Source organism: Cellulosimicrobium sp. TH-20 (genome assembly GCF_002105775.1).
Taxonomy (GTDB): Bacteria; Actinomycetota; Actinomycetes; order Actinomycetales; family Cellulomonadaceae; genus Cellulosimicrobium; species Cellulosimicrobium funkei.
This window is the reverse complement of the sequence record NZ_CP020857.1, coordinates 1,002,281-1,019,663: the sequence shown is the minus strand read 5'-3', so window position 1 is coordinate 1,019,663 and position 17,383 is coordinate 1,002,281. Positions and strand designations below refer to the sequence as shown.

At 74.0% G+C, this 17,383-nt stretch carries 15 protein-coding genes; 7 read left to right on the top strand and 8 right to left on the bottom strand.

Annotation, left to right across the window (positions count from 1 at the left end; translation table 11 throughout):
* Window positions 1–35: 35 nt before the first annotated feature.
* The gene (locus B8281_RS04630; protein ID WP_085387048.1) at window positions 36–1,670 is read right to left on the bottom strand and encodes a nucleobase:cation symporter-2 family protein; all 1,635 of its coding nucleotides are present in this window, start codon (window positions 1,668–1,670) and stop codon (window positions 36–38) included.
* Between the two features lie 222 nt (window positions 1,671–1,892).
* On the opposite strand from B8281_RS04630, the gene B8281_RS04625 reads away from it, so the two are divergent.
* Window positions 1,893–2,387, top strand: coding sequence for a GNAT family N-acetyltransferase (locus tag B8281_RS04625; RefSeq protein WP_085387047.1), 495 nt, complete (start codon window positions 1,893–1,895; stop codon window positions 2,385–2,387).
* A gap of 51 nt (window positions 2,388–2,438) precedes the next feature.
* Here the strand turns inward: B8281_RS04625 and B8281_RS04620 are convergent, their stop codons facing one another.
* A complete protein-coding gene (locus tag B8281_RS04620; protein ID WP_085387046.1) occupies window positions 2,439–3,815 on the bottom strand; it encodes an 8-oxoguanine deaminase in 1,377 nt (458 codons plus the stop codon).
* A 141-nt stretch (window positions 3,816–3,956) separates the two neighbouring features.
* Here B8281_RS04620 and B8281_RS04615 point away from each other — a divergent pair, with 141 nt between their 5' ends.
* Window positions 3,957–5,279, top strand: a complete 1,323-nt coding sequence (locus B8281_RS04615; protein WP_085387045.1) for a cation:proton antiporter — start codon at window positions 3,957–3,959, stop codon at window positions 5,277–5,279.
* Window positions 5,280–5,339: 60 nt separating this feature from the next.
* On the opposite strand, the gene B8281_RS04610 is transcribed toward B8281_RS04615, so the two are convergent.
* Both B8281_RS04610 and B8281_RS04605 read right to left on the bottom strand, forming a co-directional pair.
* Window positions 5,340–6,659 (bottom strand): glycoside hydrolase family 16 protein, encoded by a 1,320-nt coding sequence (locus B8281_RS04610; protein ID WP_085387044.1) that lies wholly within the window; start codon window positions 6,657–6,659, stop codon window positions 5,340–5,342.
* A 235-nt stretch (window positions 6,660–6,894) separates the two neighbouring features.
* Window positions 6,895–7,464 (bottom strand): TetR/AcrR family transcriptional regulator, encoded by a 570-nt coding sequence (locus B8281_RS04605; protein ID WP_085387043.1) that lies wholly within the window; start codon window positions 7,462–7,464, stop codon window positions 6,895–6,897.
* A gap of 110 nt (window positions 7,465–7,574) precedes the next feature.
* On the opposite strand from B8281_RS04605, the gene B8281_RS04600 reads away from it, so the two are divergent.
* Window positions 7,575–8,417: an alpha/beta fold hydrolase gene (locus B8281_RS04600; protein WP_043654451.1), complete on the top strand. Its 843-nt coding sequence runs from the start codon at window positions 7,575–7,577 to the stop codon at window positions 8,415–8,417.
* A gap of 94 nt (window positions 8,418–8,511) precedes the next feature.
* On the opposite strand, the gene B8281_RS04595 is transcribed toward B8281_RS04600, so the two are convergent.
* From B8281_RS04595 to B8281_RS04585, 3 genes are all read right to left on the bottom strand, one after another.
* Window positions 8,512–9,783: an NYN domain-containing protein gene (locus B8281_RS04595; protein ID WP_043654448.1), complete on the bottom strand. Its 1,272-nt coding sequence runs from the start codon at window positions 9,781–9,783 to the stop codon at window positions 8,512–8,514.
* Window positions 9,784–9,891: 108 nt separating this feature from the next.
* Window positions 9,892–11,178, bottom strand: a complete 1,287-nt coding sequence (locus B8281_RS04590; protein ID WP_043654445.1) for an MFS transporter — start codon at window positions 11,176–11,178, stop codon at window positions 9,892–9,894.
* Window positions 11,175–13,403, bottom strand: coding sequence for a glycoside hydrolase family 3 C-terminal domain-containing protein (locus B8281_RS04585; protein ID WP_085387042.1), 2,229 nt, complete (start codon window positions 13,401–13,403; stop codon window positions 11,175–11,177). Before B8281_RS04585 ends, B8281_RS04590 begins: the two co-directional genes overlap by 4 nt.
* Window positions 13,404–13,601: 198 nt before the next feature.
* On the opposite strand from B8281_RS04585, the gene B8281_RS04580 reads away from it, so the two are divergent.
* The 4 genes from B8281_RS04580 to B8281_RS04565 are packed head-to-tail and all read left to right on the top strand — an operon-like array spanning window position 13,602 to window position 16,771.
* Window positions 13,602–14,225, top strand: a complete 624-nt coding sequence (locus tag B8281_RS04580) for a TetR/AcrR family transcriptional regulator (RefSeq protein WP_021482984.1) — start codon at window positions 13,602–13,604, stop codon at window positions 14,223–14,225.
* Window positions 14,226–14,270: 45 nt separating this feature from the next.
* Window positions 14,271–15,581, top strand: a complete 1,311-nt coding sequence (locus B8281_RS04575) for an MFS transporter (RefSeq protein WP_085387041.1) — start codon at window positions 14,271–14,273, stop codon at window positions 15,579–15,581.
* Window positions 15,578–16,165 (top strand): sugar O-acetyltransferase, encoded by a 588-nt coding sequence (locus B8281_RS04570; protein ID WP_085387040.1) that lies wholly within the window; start codon window positions 15,578–15,580, stop codon window positions 16,163–16,165. The genes B8281_RS04575 and B8281_RS04570 overlap by 4 nt, the downstream gene beginning before the upstream one ends.
* 3 nt (window positions 16,166–16,168) lie before the next feature.
* On the top strand, window positions 16,169–16,771 hold the full coding sequence (locus B8281_RS04565) for a TetR/AcrR family transcriptional regulator (protein WP_085387039.1): 603 nt from the start codon (window positions 16,169–16,171) through the stop codon (window positions 16,769–16,771).
* On the opposite strand, the gene B8281_RS04560 is transcribed toward B8281_RS04565, so the two are convergent.
* The gene (locus tag B8281_RS04560) at window positions 16,731–17,312 is read right to left on the bottom strand and encodes a GNAT family N-acetyltransferase (RefSeq protein WP_009863291.1); all 582 of its coding nucleotides are present in this window, start codon (window positions 17,310–17,312) and stop codon (window positions 16,731–16,733) included. The two genes, B8281_RS04565 and B8281_RS04560, sit on opposite strands and share 41 nt — an antisense overlap.
* Window positions 17,313–17,383 lie beyond the last annotated feature (71 nt).

Genomic DNA, 17,383 nt, shown 5'->3' with positions numbered 1-17,383 from the left:
GTGCGGGGGGCGTCGGGCACGACGCTGTGCCGTCGCTACGGGGTCGCGGTCCGCGGGAGCGGGGCGACGGCGTGCTGGCGCGGCGCGGCGGTGCCGTCGCCCGGTGCGGCCGGGTCGTCGGCGCGGTCGCCCGCTCCGGCGGCGGTGCCGGTCTGTCGTCCGTCGCCGTCCGGCGCCGGGGCGTCGGGGGTCGGCGCCGCGGCGTCGACGGCGACCGGTCGGCGCGTCGAGCCGTTGAGGACGCCGTCGTCCTGGAGGTCGTCGAGGTCCTCGTCGTCCACGGCGTTCGCCCCGTGCTCCGCCCCGGCAGCGAACACCGACGGGTCGGGCGGCGTGCCGAACTTCAGGTGGTTGAAGAGCAGGTTGAGCAGGATCGCCATGACCGCGGCCGAGCTGATGCCCGAGTGGAAGATGATCCCGAACCACGTGGGGAACTGGTCGTAGAAGTCGGGCTTGGCGATGGGGATCATGCCGAACGAGATCGACGCCGCCACGATGATGAGGTTCATCGGGCGCGAGTAGTCGACCTTGGCGAGCGTGCGGATGCCCGACGCCGCGACCGAGCCGAACAGGACGACGCCCGCACCGCCGAGGACCGGCGTCGGCACCGCGGCGACGACGCGGCCGAGGACCGGCAGCAGGCCGAGGATCACGAGGATCGCGCCGCCCGCCCCCACGACGAACCGCGACTTCACGCCCGTGATGGCCACGAGGCCGACGTTCTGCGCGAACGCCGACTGCGTGAAGGACCCGAAGAACGGCGACACGATGGACGACGCCATGTCGGCCCGGAGGCCGTCCGCGATGCGCTTGCGGTTCACCTTGGTGCCGACGATCTCGCCGACGGCGATGATGTCGGCCGTCGTCTCGGTGAGGGTCACGAGGATGACGATGAGCATGGAGATGATCGCGGCGATCTCGAACGTCGGCGCGCCGAAGCCGAGGAACGACGGGAACGCGGCGACGGGGCCGTCGCCCACGCCGGAGAAGTCGGCCTTGCCGAGCGCGAGGGCGATGAGCGTCCCGACGACGATCGCGATGAGGATCGACAGGCGCGAGATCGTGCCGCTGCCGACCTTGGACAGCAGGATGACGATCGCGAACGTCAGCGCGGCGAGGCCGATGTTGCTCACCGAGCCGTAGTCGGGCGCGCTCGCGTTGCCGCCCATCGCCCAGTTGGCCGCGACGGGCATGAGCGTGAGCCCGATCGTCGTGATGACGACGCCCGTCACCACGGGTGGGAAGAACCGGATGATCTGCGCGAAGAACGGCGTGATGAGCAGGCCGATCACGGAGGCGACGAGCACCGCGCCCAGGACGCCCGGGATCCCTCCGCCGCCGTTGACGATCGCGACCATCGTGGACACGCCCGCGAAGGACACGCCCTGGACCAGCGGCAGCTGGGACCCGAAGAACGGGATGCCCACCGTCTGCAGGATCGTCGCGAGGCCGCCGATGAAGAGGGACGCCGCGACGAGCATCCCGATCTCGGCGCCGGTCAGGCCCGCGGCGCTCCCCACGATGAGCGGCGGGGCGATGATGCCGCCGTACATCGTGAGCACGTGCTGGAACCCGTACCCGAACGTCGACCCGATGGGCAGCCGCTCGTCCTCGGGGCGTACCGGACGCCGTTCGGCGCCGTCCGTGGCCCTCGTGGCTCGCGCATTCATAGCGGACCTCCTCGTCAGCTATCGTTCCGCTTGGCGGAAAACTACTTCCACTATTCGAACGCCTAGTGTGACCTGTGTCAAGTCCCGGCCCGCAACTCGTACGTGGCCAGCGAGGACGGATGCGGCCGCCCGACGTCGCCCGTCCGCCGCCGCCCGTGACGTCGCCCGTGCGACGCGGCAAAGCGCTGGCACCACGTCGCGCGTCCTCCCTACGCTCCACCGGTGACCACGACCCTGCGGCCCTACCGCCCCGCCGACCTCGACGCGGTCGTCGCGCTGTCGCTGCGCGCGTGGGAGGACGCGTTCGCCTCCTGGCGCGAGATCCTCGGGGAGCGCCTCTACGACCTCGCCTACCCCGACTGGCGCCGCAGCCAGGCGGCGGAGGTGCGGGGCGCGTGCGAGAAGCACCCCGCGACGACGGTCGTCGCGGAGCGCGACGGCCGGGTCGTCGGGTTCGCCACCACGGTGCTCGGCGAGCCCGCGCCGGAGGGCGCCCGCACCGCCGACCTGGAGATCATCGCCGTCGACCCCGACGTGCAGGGCGACGGCATCGGCCGCCGGCTCGTGGAGGCCGCCCTCGCGCTCATGCGCGACGCCGGGTGCGCCTACGCCAACGTCTGGACCGGCGGCGACCCGGGCCACGGCGCCGCGCGCGCCCTGTACGAGTCGAGCGGCTTCACCGCCCTGCCCGTCGTCCACTACTACCGCGAGCTCTGAGCCGGCGGGGACGCCCGGGCGTCGGCCCGATCCGTCCCCGCCGGCCGCGGCTCACCCCGCGACGAGGCGCCGGGCCGCCGCCGAGTGCTCGGCCGCCAGGGCGCCGAGGTCGAGCCCGGGGATCGCGCCGTCGACGACGCGCCACGCGCCGCCCACCATGACGCGGTCCGCGCGGTCGGCGCCGCACAGCAGGAGCGCGGCGACCGGGTCGTGGGCGCCCGAGAAGCGCAGCTCGTCGAGCCGCCACAGCGCGAGGTCGGCCTGCTTGCCCACCGCGAGCACGCCGACGTCGTCCCGCCCCAGCACGCGCGCCGAGCCCCGAGTGCCCCAGCCGAGCGCACGCGTCACGGGGATGTCGGCGCCGTACCGGAGGCGCTGGAGGTAGAGCGCCTGGCGCGCCTCGAGGATCATCGTCGAGGCGTCGTTCGACGCCGAGCCGTCGACCCCGAGACCGACCGGCGCGCCCGCGTCCTCCAGCTCCGCTGCCCGGGCGATGCCGGACGCGAGGCGCATGTTCGACGTCGGGCAGTGCGCGACGCCGGTCCCCGCCGCCCCGAGGCGGCGCACCTCGTCGTCGTCGAGGTGGATGCCGTGGCCGAGCCAGGCGCGGTCCGTGAGCCAGCCGACGGACTCCAGGTAGTCGACCGTGCGCATCCCGAAGCGCTCGCGGCAGAAGTCCTCCTCGTCGACCGTCTCGGCGAGGTGCGTGTGCAGGCGGACGTCGAGCTCCTCCGCGAGCGCGGCGCTCTCGCGCATCGCGTCGGTCGTCACGGAGAACGGCGAGCAGGGCGCGAACGCGATCTGCACCTGCGCCCCGGCGCCCCGCTCGTGGTACGTGTCCACGAGCCGCCGCGAGTCCGCGAGGATCGTGTCGAGGTCCTGGACGACCGACTGCGGCGGCAGGCCGCCGTCGTCCTGGCCGAGCGTCATGGAGCCGCGCGTGAGGGTCGCGCGCATCCCGAGCCGTCGGACCGCCGCGACCTGGAGGTCGATCGCGTCGTCGAGACCGGCGGGGAAGACGTAGTGGTGGTCGGCCGCCGTCGTGCAGCCGGAGAGCAGGAGCTCGGCGAGGGCGACGGTCGTCGCGAGCTCGTGGTCGCGCGGCGTGAGGCGCGCCCAGACCGGGTAGAGGCGCTGCAGCCAGGGGAAGAGCGGGGCGTCGGCGACCGGCCCCCAGGCCCGCGTGAGCGTCTGGTAGAAGTGGTGGTGCGTGTTGATCAGGCCCGGCGTGAGCACGTGCTGCGACGCGTCGAACGTCTCGTGGACGGGAGCGGACGGCTGCGCGCCGTCCGCGACGAGCTCGACGATCACCCCGCCCTCGACGACGAGGCCGCCGCGCGCGTCCGGGGCGCCCGGGGAGTCGTCGGCGGTGAACACGCCGAGCGGGTCGCGGACCCACGTCCTGGTCGCTGCGTCGGTGCTGGTCATGGTGCCTCCTGGTGGCTCGTCGCTCACCGGGGCGCGGCTCCGGCGCCACGGTGCGCCGGCTCAGTGGTCCTGTCTGCCGATCCAGGTGCCGCGCGTCACGCGGCCCGGCCGACGCTAGGCCGGGCCGCGACCGCCGTCAAGATGCGCCCGCCGCTTCCCGCGCGCGACCTCGGCCGCTGCGCCATCCTGGTGCTCGCCGCCGCCGACCACCGGGAGCCGTCCGTGAACGTCTACGCCCCGCTCGTGCCGGTGTTCGTCGTCGCCCTGGTGGCGCCGCTGCTCACGGGCCTCATGCCCGTGCGGTCGCGCGTCCCGCAGGTGGTCGTGCTGCTGCTGGGCGGCATCCTCGTCGGGCCGTCCGCGTTCGACCTCGCCACGCCCGACGACGTCACGCTCCTCTCGGACCTCGGCATGGGCTTCCTCTTCCTGCTGGCCGGGTACGAGCTCGAGCCGAGCCTCCTGCGCGAGCGCGTCGGCCGGAGGGCCGGAGCGGCGTGGCTGACGTCGCTCGTCGTCGGCGCCGTGCTCGTCCTCGCGATCGTGGGCCACGACTCGCCGCACGCCGTCGCGGCGGGGGCGATCGCGCTCACGACGACGGCGCTCGGCGTGGTGCTCCCCATCCTGCGCGACGGCGGTCAGCTCGGCTCGCGGCTGGGCCGCGCGGTGCTCGTGGTCGGCGCGGTGGGCGAGCTCGGCCCGATCGTCGCCATGGCCGTGCTGCTCGGGACGCGCGAGAGCGGGGTCGCGGCGATCCTGCTCGTCCTGTTCGCGGTCGTCGCGGTCGCGCTGTCCGCGCTGCCGGGCCGGCTGGGCCGCCTCAAGGCCCTCGGCGGCGACCGCCTCTTCAGCGCGGCGGAGCACGGGACCGGCCAGAGCACGCTGCGCCTCACGGTGCTGCTGCTCGTCGTGCTGCTCGCGCTCGCCGCGGGGCTCGGGTTCGACGCGGTGCTGGGCGCGTTCGTCGGCGGCATGGTGCTACGGCGCTGGGCGCCCGGCGACGTCGAGGCGCTGGAGAAGAAGCTCGACGCGGTCGCGTGGGGCGTGTTCGTGCCGGTGTTCTTCGTGAGCTCCGGCATGGGCCTGGACATCGACTCCATCGTCGCGTCCCCGCTGCTGCCGCTGACGTTCTTCGCCCTCATGGTGGTCGTGCGGGGCGGCCCGGTGCTCCTGTGGTTCCGGCGCGAGCTGCCGTCGGTCGAGCGCGTCCAGACGGCGCTCTACGCGGCGACCGCGCTGCCGCTGCTCGTCGCGCTCACGGAGATCGCCGTCGAGCAGGGCGCCATGACGTCGCAGGTCGGGGCGGCGCTCGTGGGCGCGGGCGTGCTGTCGGTGATCGTGCTGCCGATGGTCGCGAGCCGGCTCGGCCCGCGCGAGCCGGGCGTCCGCCCACCCGGACCGGGCGAGCAGGGCGAGCCGGGCCCGCGCGTCGACCCGCCCGACGACGCGGCGACCGCGCGCGGGTGACGCACCCCGGGGTGCCCCGCCCGCGCGGCCGGTCGCCGCGGTCGCCAGGTCAGCCGGGTGTCAGAGCGTCCACTGCTGGGCGGTGGTGCCGTTGCACGTCCAGGTCTGCAGCCGCTGGCCGTCGTGCAGGGGCGCGCCGCCCGTGGCGTCGAGGCAGAGCCCGGACTGCGGGTTGCGCAGCGCCTTGCTCCCCGCGTCGTACGCCCACTTCTGCGCGCCGGTCCCGTTGCACGTCCACACCTGCACGGCGGCGCCGCGCGTCGTCGAGCCGTCGCGCACGTCGAGGCACTTGCCGAGCGCGCGGACGGTCCCGTCGGAGCCGCGCGTCCAGGTCTGCGCGGCGTTGCCGCTGCACGTGACGATCTGCACCGGGTTGCCGTCGGTCGGGTCCGCCCACGGGACGTCGATGCACATGCCGTTCGCGGCACGCACCGCGCCGGTCCCCGTGGGCAGGCCGGTGCCGGGGTTCCCCGGGTTCGACGAGCCCGAGCCGTTGTCGTAGACGCGCACGTAGTCGACCTTCATCTGCTGCGGGAGCTGGGTCGTGCCGTCGGGGTAGCCCGGCCACTGCCCGCCGACCGCGACGTTGAGGATGAGGAAGAACGGCTGGTCGAACACCCAGGCGTTCGCGCCGACGCTCGCGCGCGTGACGCGGTGGAACTGCTGGCCGTCGACGAACCACGTGATCTCCCCCGGCTTCCAGTCGACCGCGAACGTGTGGAACGTGTCCGCGAACGACCAGCCCTGCGGGTGCTGGTACATGCCCGTGATGCCGGAGCCGCCGGAGTACCCCGGGCCGTGCACCGTGCCGTGCACGCGGTGCGGCTCGAACCCGACGTTCTCCATGATGTCGATCTCGCCCGACGACGGCCACGGCGTCCCGGGGAAGCTCCCGCCGAGCATCCAGAACGCCGGCCAGATCCCCTGGCCCCGCGGGATCTGGATGCGCGCCTCGATGCGCCCGTACTGCGGCTGGTACTTCCCCTGGGTCGTCATGCGCGCCGACGTGTACGACCCGTCGCCCTCGCGGCGCGCGGTGATGACGAGGTTGCCCTGGCCGTCGAGCGCGGAGTTGGCGCGCGAGGCCGTGTAGTTCTGGAGCTCGGCGTTGCCCCACCCGTGCGCGCCGGTCTCGTGGTTCCAGACGGCGGGGTTCGGCGCCGAGCCCGCCGCGCCGTCGAACTCGTCGGACCACAGGAGGTCGCCGGGTGCGGCGGCGGCCGACGTCGCGGGCACGGTGACGGCGAGCGCCGCCGCGGCGGCCGTGAGCGCGGCGACGAGCGCACCCGCGAGGCGCCGCCGGGCGCGGGGTCGGGGCCCGACAGAGGTGCCGGGTGGGGTCGTGGGCGGGGTCAGGGAGCGGTGACGTGCGAGGTCCATCGTTCCTCCAGGTCCGGCGGCGGTGCCGCCTGCGTCTCGCCACGGTGCGGGACATGCTCTCGGCGCGACTCTGCACCGGGCGGGGGCCGTTCCTCGGCCCTCCGTCCGCGACCCTACGGCGGCGCGAACACGCCGAGCAAGCGCTCTCTCGGCGTGTCGTGGGATCGCTCCCATCTCGCTTCCCCGCCACCCGGGCACGCGGGCGGCCCGACCGCCCCGGGAACGCCCCGGGACGTCAGGCGGTCGCAGGGACCGCCGCGTCGAGGATCGCCTCGGCCGCCCGGCGCGCCTGGCGCGCGACGTCGAGGTCCTGCGTGATAGCCGCCGTCGTCTGGGCGCCCTCGGCGAGCAGCACGACCTGGAGCGCGACGTCGTCGGGCAGGCCCGCCTCGCGCACGACGTCGCGCGCGTACCGCTGGAACGACTCCTTGTGCTCGCGCACCGCGGCGGCGACGCCGGGCGACGTCGCGCCCAGCTCGCCGAACGAGTTGATGAACGCGCACCCGCGGAAGCCGTCCTCGCGGAACCACGCGTCGAGGAAGTCGAACACCGCGAGCAGGCGGTCGCGGGGCGTGGCCGCTCCCGCGGCGGCCTGCGCGATCCCCTCGTCCCACCGGCGCGTGCGCTGGCGCAGCACGGCCACGACGAGGTCGTCCTTGGACGGGAAGAGCGAGTAGATGCGCTTGAGCGACACCCCGGCCTCGGCGCGGACGGCGTCCATCCCGACGGACTGCACGCCCTGGGCGTAGAACAGCCGGTCGGCCGCGGCCACCACGGCCGCGCGGGCGCTCGCGTCGTCGAGCATCGCTCATCTCCTGTTCACGTCGTACCGCTTGCGCGGAGAACCATCGTTCTCTAGTGTAGCGACTCACGGGAGAACGATCGTTCTCCCGACGTCGCGAAGGGAGCACGACCATGGGGTACATCACCGTCGGGCAGGAGAACTCCACCGACATCGAGCTCTACTACGAGGACCAGGGCGCCGGGCAGCCGGTCGTCCTCATCCACGGCTACCCGCTCGACGGCCACAGCTGGGAGCTGCAGAAGCGCGAGCTGCTCGACGCCGGCCACCGCGTCATCACCTACGACCGTCGCGGGTTCGGCGCGTCGAGCAAGGTCGGCAGCGGCTACGACTACGACACGTTCGCAGCCGACCTCGACACCGTCCTCGAGACGCTCGACCTGCGCGACGTGATCCTCGTCGGCTTCTCCATGGGCACCGGCGAGCTCGCCCGCTACGTGAAGAACCACGGGCACGAGCGCGTCGCCAAGCTCGCGTTCCTCGCCTCGCTCGAGCCCTTCCTCGTCCAGCGCGACGACAACCCGGAGGGCGTCCCGCAGTCCGTGTTCGACGGCATCGTCGAGGCCGCGCGCTCCGACCGCTACGCCTGGTACACGCAGTTCTACAAGGACTTCTACAACCTCGACGAGAACCTCGGGACGCGCATCAGCGAGGACGCCGTGCACGCGAGCTGGATCACCGCGATCGGGTCTGCGCCCGTCGCGGCGTACGCGGTCGTGCCGACCTGGATCGAGGACTTCCGGGCCGACGTCGAGGCCGTCCGCGCGGCCGGCAAGCCGACGCTGATCCTGCACGGCACGAAGGACAACATCCTGCCGATCGACGCGACCGGGCGCCGCTTCCGCCAGCTCGTGCCGGACGCCGAGTACGTCGAGGTCGAGGGCGCTCCCCACGGCCTGCTCGTCACGCACGCGGCCGAGGTCAACGAGGCGCTGCTCGCCTTCGTCGGTCGCTGACCGCGACCCGCCACGCGGGAGCGGTCGCCCGTCCGAGCGCCGCGACCGGGCGCCGGGGTGGTCCCCGGCGCCCGGCGCCACGGCCGAGTGAGCGTCAGGCGACCGTCACGCGGTAGTCGTCGGCGTCGTCGTCCCAGGCGAGGTCGACGGCGCCGGCGGCCTGCGCCGCCTTGCAGAACTGCAGGAACCCGCGGTACCCGAGCGCCTTCTCGCTGAAGTCGGGGCGCTTCTTGCGGATGGCGTTCTTCAGCCCGGACAGGACCGTCGAGCCGCCCTCCTCGCGGACCACGTCGCGCACGAGCGCGAACGCCTGGTCCGTGTCGCCCTGCGCGGGCAACGACACCTCGGGGTCGCCCGTCGCGGGGCCGGGCGCGAGCTCCACGAAGCTCCGGTCGGCGAGGAACCGCAGGAACTCGCCGAAGTTGCGGAACCCGTAGTCCGCCTCGCTGAACGTCGGGTCCTTGCGCAGCAGCGTGCGCTTGAGCACCGACGCGGTGACCGGGCCGCTCGTGGACGCCTCGAGGTCGGCCAGCGTCTGCGCGACGCGCACCTCCATCGGGACGTCCTCGCCCGACGGCGCGTCGTCGTCGGTCTCCGGAGTCGTCGCGACGAGCGCGGGCTCGTCGGTCGGCTGCTCGACGGACGTCGTCTCGCCGTCGACCTCGGCGTTCTCGGTCACGACGGGCTCGCCCCGGCGCGACGAGCGCCCGACGGCCTCGCCGAGCTCCGCGAGCGCCGCCGCGGCCGGGGTCTCGACCTCCGGCTCGGCGATCTCGGTCGCCTTGCGGCGCCCGGACGTGCGACCCCCGGTGCGCTTCGCCTTCGCGCCGCCCGACGCCGCCCCGGCGCGCCCGCCGCGGACCGAGCGGGGCTCCGGCTCGTCGGGGACGTCGACACCCTCGAGCCGGTCGTAGAACAGGAACTCGTCGCACGCGGGCGGCAGGAGGCGGGACGTCGACTTCTCGACGCCGACGCCGATGACGCGCTTGTTCAGCTCGCGCAGCTTGTGGACGAGCGGGGAGAAGTCGCTGTCCCCCGTGCACATGACGAACGTCGAGATGTAGTCGCGCTCGAACGCCATCTCGATCGCGTCGACGACCATCTTGATGTCGGCGGCGTTCTTGCGGGACGCCCCCATGCGCTGGGGCATCTCGATGAGCTCGACCTGGTGCCGCGTGAGCGAGCGACGGTCCTCGTCGAAGTACGACCAGTCCGCGTACGCCCGCCGCACGACGACGCGCCCGCGCACGGCGAGCGCGTCGGCGATCGGGCCGAAGTCGAACGTCATGCCGCCCAGGTGCTCGCGCGCCCCGAGCGCGAGGTTCTCGTAGTCGATGAAGACGGCCAGGCGCTCCTCGGTGTCCATGTCCGCCAGCCTAGGCGCAGACCACGGCGCCGCGCCCTCGAGCACCGGCATCGTGCGTCACGGGCCTGCGCACGTGACGCACGACGCCGGCCGGAAGAGCTCCTCCGTTCAGCGGACGGACCGGATGAGCAGGATGAGGACCGCACCGACGAGGGCCAGCACAGCCGCGACGGGGAACATCGCGTGGTAGCCCAGCGCCGTGATCGCGGCAGCCGCGAGGACCGGTCCGAGGATCTGCCCACCCGTGTTGGCGAGGTTGAGGATGCCCAGGTCCTTCGCGGCCGTCTCCGGATTGGGCAGCACCTCGACGTTGAGCGCCTGGTCGACGGCGTTGAAGGCGCCCATGCCGATGCCGGCGACGAGCCCGTAGACGAGCATCGTCCAGGGCTCGGCGGACACGAACGGCACGAACGCGCCGATCGCGACGAGCACGGCCGCCACGACCACAGGCAGCCGCCGTCGCCGCAGGCGGTCCGAGACCGGGCCCGCCACGGCCGACATCACGAGCGCCGTGATCATGAGGAACAGGGACACCAGCGAGACGTACCGCGAGGTCTCGTCCTCGCCGAGGCGCATGTAGTCCGTGAGGATGTAGAGCTGGTAGCCGGAGATCGCGAACGTCGCGGCGATGATGAGGAACTTCCCGAACAGCGCGAGGTAGTAGTCGCGCGCACCGCGCCGCGGGAACGAGAAGTTGTCCAGCAGCATCCGCTTGTCGAGACGGCGCCGGGCCATGCCCAGGCTCGAGCCCTCGCGCATGAGCAGGGCGGCGACCGGGCCCGAGAGCAGGGTCAGGGCGGCCAGGACCGTGAAACCGCCGGTGAGCGAGCCGAGGAACTGCGCGCCCACGATCTGCCCGCCGTAGAGGCCCGCGGAGTACCCGAGGGCGTAGACGGACGAGATCGTGCCGCGGTGACGCGGGGCGACACGGTCGGAGATCACGGCGATGAGCGGCGCGACGATCGCGTTGAGGAAGAATTGGTAGACGCACCACGCGACGACCAGCAGCCCGACGCTGCGCACCGAGCCCACGACGAGCAGCATCGCCGCGGACGCGACCGACCCGACGACGATCCACGGCGTGCGCCGCCCCCAGCGCGAGCGTGTGAGGTCGGAGAGCGCGCCGAACAGGATGTTCGCGATCGTGGCGACCACCATCGCGCTCGTGGCGAGGAGCGCGACGACCGCCTCCTTGTTCGCCGGAGCGATCTCTGCGACGCGCGCGGGGAGCAGGACGGCGTTGACGCCCAGGTAGGGGCCGAGCCACAGCACCACGCCCAGCGCGAGGGCGACGCCGACGCGCAGCGGCCGGCGCGGCTGCTGACCGTCCTCGACGGTGCCGGACCACTCGCTGACGACCTCGGGCGCGACGGCGCCGGGTCCGGTCGCGGTCACAGCTCGGCCTCCGCCCGTGCCGCGCCCGCGTCGCCCCAGCACGAGGCCGCCTCGAGCACGACCGGCCCCGCCGCGACGACGACCCCTCGGGTGCGCTCGTCCCAGCGCCCGAAGGGCGTGAGGTCGAGCGCCACCGGGACCGTGACGCTCGACCCCGCCGGGACGTCCACCACGGCGAAGCCCAGCAGCTCGCGCTCGCCCGCACGGTCGCCGTCGGCCCGCGAGCCGTACACCTGGACGACGTGGCGGCCGTCGCGGTCGCCCGTGTTGCGCACGGTCGCGCGCACCTCGGCGTGGCCCGCGACGCGGTCGACCGTGCCGACGTCGATCCGCGTCACCTCGTACGTCGTGTACGCCAGCCCGTGGCCCAGGGGGAAGAGGGCGTCGACGCCGTCGCGCTGCAGCAGCCGCTGCCCGTACCAGCGGTCGTACGTGATCGCGGTCGCGTCGATGTCGAGGGGCGGCAGGTGGTCCGCGGACGCCGGGATCGGGTAGGGCAGACGCCCCGACGGGTTGTGAGCGCCGAGCAGCACTTCGGCGAGCGCGTTGCCGCCCTCCATGCCGGCGTACCAGCCGAGCAGGACGGCCGGGACGTCGTCGACCCATTCCTCCATGAGAACCGCGCCGGCGCTGACCACGACGACGACGGTGCGCGGGTTGGCCGCCGCGACCGCACGGATGGTCTCGACGTCCTCGGGCCGCAGGTGCAGGTCGCGGCGGTCGCCGCCCGCGGTCCCGCTGCCCACGACGCTCAACCCCTGGCCCATCGCGGCCATGACGGCGTCGCGGTCGGCGCGCTGGGCGTCGTCCACCGGGTCCGGGTAGAGGCGCAGGAGGTCCTCGCGCGTCGCGACGGAGCCGTCGACGAACTCACCCTCGTCGGCGGCGGTGTACCCGACGACGACGACGGCCGCGTCGGCACCGCGGGCCGCTTCCGCAGCCGCCGGGGCACCCCGCTGCGGGTCCGCCGTGACGATCTCGGCCCCGGGGATCGCGGCGCGCAGGCCCTCGACCGCGGTGACGACGTACGGGGCCCGGACGTCGGACGACCCGTGGTCACCGGTGTTGGCGACATCCGCGAGACGGCCGACGACGGCCAGGCGACGCAGGGCGGCCGGGTCGAGCGGGAGCGCGGGCGCGCCGGACGCCTCGTCGTTCTTGAGGAGCACGACGGCGCGCCGCGCCGCCTCGCGCGCCAGGTCGACGTGCTCGGCGCTCACGACGGTGCCGCGAGGCTCGTCGGCGTCGCGCCCGGCGTGGTGGCGCAGCTGCGTCGCGAGGATGCGCACGCCCGCGCGCTCGACGTCCGCCCAGGTGGCACGGCCGTCCTCGAGGGCATCACGCAGCCATGCACCACGCTGCTGGCGGAACGGCGCCTCGACGTCGAGCCCGGCGGCGAGCGCCTTCGCCCCGTCGCGCATGCCCCAGATGAAGTCCGTGACGACGGTGCCCTCGAAGCCCCAGTCCTCGCGCAGGACCGTGGTGAGGGTGTACGGGTTCTGACCGCCCCACTCGCCGTTCACCGAGTTGTAGGAGCTCATGACGGCCGCTACGCCCGCGTCCGACACCTGCTTGAAGTGCGGGAGGTAGACCTCGTGGAGGGTGGCCTCGTCGACGGTGACGTCGACCGAGAAGCGCGCGTTCTCCATCGAGTTGAGCGCGTAGTGCTTCATGCACGCCATCGCGTGGTGCTGCACGCCGCGCGTGAGCGCAGCCCCGAGCGCGCCGAGCAGCAGGGGCTGGTCGGAGTACGTCTCCTGCGAGCGGCCCCACGCCGGGTGGCGCGGCAGGTTGATGCACACGCCACCGAAGAAGTTGCCGCCCTGCTCGCGGATCTCCGCGCCGATCGCGCGCCCCACTCGCTCCTCGAGCTCGACGTCCCACGTGGCGCCGCGCGCCATGGAGACCGGAAACGCCGTCGAACGGCCGACGACGCACCCGCGTGGTCCGTCGACGAACCGGATCCCCGGGATGCCGAGCCGGTCCACGGCGCCCATCACGTAGGGGAAGACGTTGTAGCCGTCCTCCACGAACGAGCGCATCCCCTTCCAGAACTCGAGGTCGCCGTCGAGGAGCCAGAGCCGCTCGTCGTCGGTGAGCCGGTCGTACAGGCCCGTGGCCTGCGCGACGGGGTCTGCGCCTGCGCGCACCTCGTCGGTCGCGAGGCCGAAGGCCCCGGTGTCGGTCGGGACGGTCGTCGTCCCGGCGGCGTCGTCGCTCGTCATCCTGCACACCTCGTCCGTGAGTCGTGAGTGGTACTGAGTACCTAGTAGGTGTTCAGTAAGATAGGTCGTGGTAGCCGCCCGGGCAAGGGGCCCTTCGTCCCGGGCCGCGCTCCTGCCCGCCGGAGCGGGGACTGGCACGCGCCTGACCAGCCGCGACGCCCCGGCGTAGAGTGGCGAACGACGACCCGACGAGGAGCGATGACCACAGCCCCCTGGAGCGCACGACCCCGCACGCGCATGGCCGCGGCAGACCGCCGCGCACAGATCCTGGCATCCGCGAGCCGGCTCATCGCCGAGCGCGGGTTCTGGGGCCTCACCCTGCGCGACGTGGCGCTCGACTGCGGCATCACCGAGGCCGGGGTCCTGCACCACGCGGGGTCGAAGGACGGCCTGCTGGTCGCGGTGCTCGAGCACCGCGACGCGGTCGACATGGCCGCGCTCGCCGAACGCCTCGCAGTCCCCGTGACCGCCATCGACGACGATCCGCTCCCCGTCGGGCTCCGCGACCTGTGCGCCGCGCTCGTCGCCCGCAACGCCACCCAACCGGAGATCGTGCGCCTGTACACGGTGCTCCAGGGGGAGTCCCTCGACGAGTCGCACCCGGCCTACACCTACTTCCAGCAGCGCGAAGAATGGGTCATGGACCTGTTCTCCCGGGCGGCCCGAACCGACGGCCTCCTGGGGGCGGCCGTCGTCACGACGGCCCGCGAGACGCTCGCCGCCATGGACGGCCTGCAGCTGCGCTGGCTGCGCTCCCCCGCGACCGTGGACCTGGTCACCGAATGGGACGCCTTCGCTGACAGGCTGCTGACCGGGCGCTGACCCGGGATATGTACGACCGTACGCACGATGTGTACGATCGTCCGCATGTCGTCTCCCACCCTCGCGCGCCCGGCGCCGGACGTCCGGCGCGCGCGGGTCGCCGTCGCCGCGCTGTTCCTCACGAACGGCGCGCTGTTCGCGAACCTCGTGCCGCGGTACCCCGAGATCAAGGCCGGGCTCGACCTGGGCAACGCCAGCTACGGGCTCGCCGTCGCGGCGTTCCCCGCGGGGGCCATCACCGCCGGGCTCGCCGCCGCGGCGCTCGTCCGCCGGTTCGGGTCGGCGCGCGTCGCCGTCGCCGGCACCGTGCTCACCGCGGCCGGGCTGCTGCTCGCGGGCCTGGCGCCCGCCCTGCCGCTGCTCGTCGTCGCGCTGTTCGCGGCGGGGGCGATGGACGCGTTCACCGACGTCGCGCAGAACGCGCACGGCCTGCGCGTGCAGCGCCGGTACGGCCGCTCGATCATCAACGGCTTCCACGCGCTGTGGTCGGTCGGCGCCGTCGTGGGCGGCGGCATGGCGGCCGCCGCCATCGCGCTCGGCCTGCCCCTCGGCGTCCACCTCGCGATCACGGGCGCGCTCTTCGCGGTGGTCGCGCTCGTCGCGCTGCGCTGGTGCCTGCCTGGGCTCGACGGCGAGGCGCCCGACGCCGTCGCCGCGGAGACCGCCGCGACCCCCGCCGGTGCCCCGGCAGGCGCGGAGCCCGCAGGGGCCGGCGCAGCACTCGCGCGCACGTCCCGCGCCCGCACGGCCACCGTCCTCGCCGCGCTCGTGCTCGTCGCCGTCGCAGGCACCCTCGTCGAGGACGCGGGCAGCACGTGGGCCGCGGTCTACCTGTCCGGGTCGCTCGGCGCCCCCGCGACGCTCGCCGCCGCCGGCTTCGTCGCGCTCGTCGGCGCCCAGTTCGTCGGGCGCCTCGTCGGAGACCGCCTCGTGGACCGCTTCGGCCAGCGCGCCGTCGCCCGGACCGGGGGCGCGCTCGTCGCGCTCGGCACAGGCCTCGCGCTCGCGTTCCCCTCCGTGCCCGGCACGATCGCCGGGTTCGCCGCCGCCGGGTTCGGCGTCGCGACCCTCGTCCCGGCCGCGATGCAGCAGGCAGACGAGCTCCCCGGGCTGCGCGCGGGCACGGGACTCACGCTCGTCTCGTGGCTCATGCGGCTCGGGTTCCTCCTGTCGCCGCCGATCGTCGGGCTCGTCGCCGACGCCACGAGCCTGCGGACCGGCCTGCTCGTGCTCCCGCTCGCGGGCGTCGTCGTCGTGCTGCTCGCCGGCGTCCTCGCACCGCGCCGCGCCACCAGCTCGCGGCTCCGCCCCGCCCCCCATGACCGCACCCTCGAGTCCCAGGAGACCAGCGCATGACCACCGACTACTTCGCCGGCGACGACCGCACCAGCTACGAGCGCATGGCCGCGGGCGACCTCTACGTCGCCGACGACCCGGAGATCGCGCGCGGCGTCCAGCGCGGCCTGCGCCTCGTCGACGCCTACCACCGGGCGGTGCTCGACGGCGACGACGACGGCGCCCGCGCGATCCTCACCGACCTGCTCAGCTCGCTCGGCGAGGGCGCGTCCGTGAAGCCCCCGCTCGCGGTGGACTTCGGCAGCAACGTGCACCTCGGCGACCGGACATTCGTCAACTCCGGGCTCACCGCGCTCGACGTCGCGGCGATCACCGTCGGCGACGACTGCCTCCTCGGGCCGAACGTCCAGCTCCTCACCCCCACGCACCCCGTCGACCCCCAGCCGCGGCGCGACAAGCTCGAGGCCGCCGAGCCCATCACGCTCGGCGACAACGTCTGGCTCGGCGGCGGGGTCATCGTGTGCCCGGGCGTGACGATCGGCGACAACACCGTCGTGGGCGCGGGGTCCGTCGTCACGCGCGACCTGCCCGCGAACGTCGTGGCCGTCGGCAACCCGGCGCGCGTGATCCGCGAGAACATCTGACCCGTGACCGAGACCCCCGCGCCTCCCGGCCCGACGGGCCGCGCGCGCCGCCACGACCCGGAGCGCCGCGACCGCATCATCGACGCGTGCCTCGACGTGATCGCGGAGCACGGGGTCGAAGGGACCTCGCACCGGCGCGTCGCGGCGGCGGCCGACGTCCCGCTCGGCTCCATGACGTACCACTTCGCCGGGATGGACGACCTGCTGCGCGAGGCGTTCGGCCGGTTCACGCGCGAGGCCGCCGCGCAGTTCGAGCGCCGCATGGGCGACGCGCGCACGCCCGAGGAGGCCGTCCAGGCCGTCACGACGCTCATCACGCACGACGTCTTCGCGACGCAGCGCGACCTCGTCCTGTCGCACGAGCTCTACACGCTCGCGGCGCGGGACCCGGCCTACCGGACGCTCACCAACGACTGGATGCGTCGCAGCCGCGCCGCGCTGGGCCGCCACTTCGACCCCGCGACGTGCCGCGTGCTCGACGCGTTCATCGAGGGCATGACGATCCACCGCGCGCTCGACACCGAGCCGCACGACGACGTCGACGTCCTCGGTGCGGTCCGCCGCCTCACGCGGGTCGGGCCGCCCGTGCCCCCTCCGCCGCGGTGACGTCGAACAGCTCGCACGTCACGCCGTAGTACGCGTCGGTCCTGCCGCGGGGGGTCATGCCGATCCGTCGGCACACCGCCTGGGACGCCGCGTTGTCGGGGTGCGTCACGGCGACGACCCGGTCGAGGCCCCGCGCGAACGCGTGCGCGAGGACGGCCGAGGCCGCCTCCGACGCATACCCGCGGCCCCACGCGGCGGGGTGGAAGTGCCACCCGATCTCCGTGTCGCCGGACGGCTGCAGCGGGTCGCCCGTGCCCGACGCCGGGATCGACTTGAGCAGGATGGTCCCCACGGGCGCGCCGTCGGGCAGACCGGCGCCGTCGTCCTCGCGCGGGACGACCGCCCAGACGCCGTGCGTGCCGTCGTCGACCTCGGCCCACGCGGCGACGCGCGCGAGCGCCTCGTCCCGGTGCTCCAGGACGCGCGGCGTCGTCCCGACGTACCGCATCACGTCCCAGCGGGAGTAGATGTCGAGGACGGCGTCGGCGTCGTCGGGCTGCCAGGGGCGGAGGGTCAGTCGGGGCGTCGTCAGCGTCTGCACCGCCCCAGGCTACGAGGCGCGCGCAACCTTCTTCCCGCGCCGTTCGTCGCACACCGACCACCGTTCGTCGC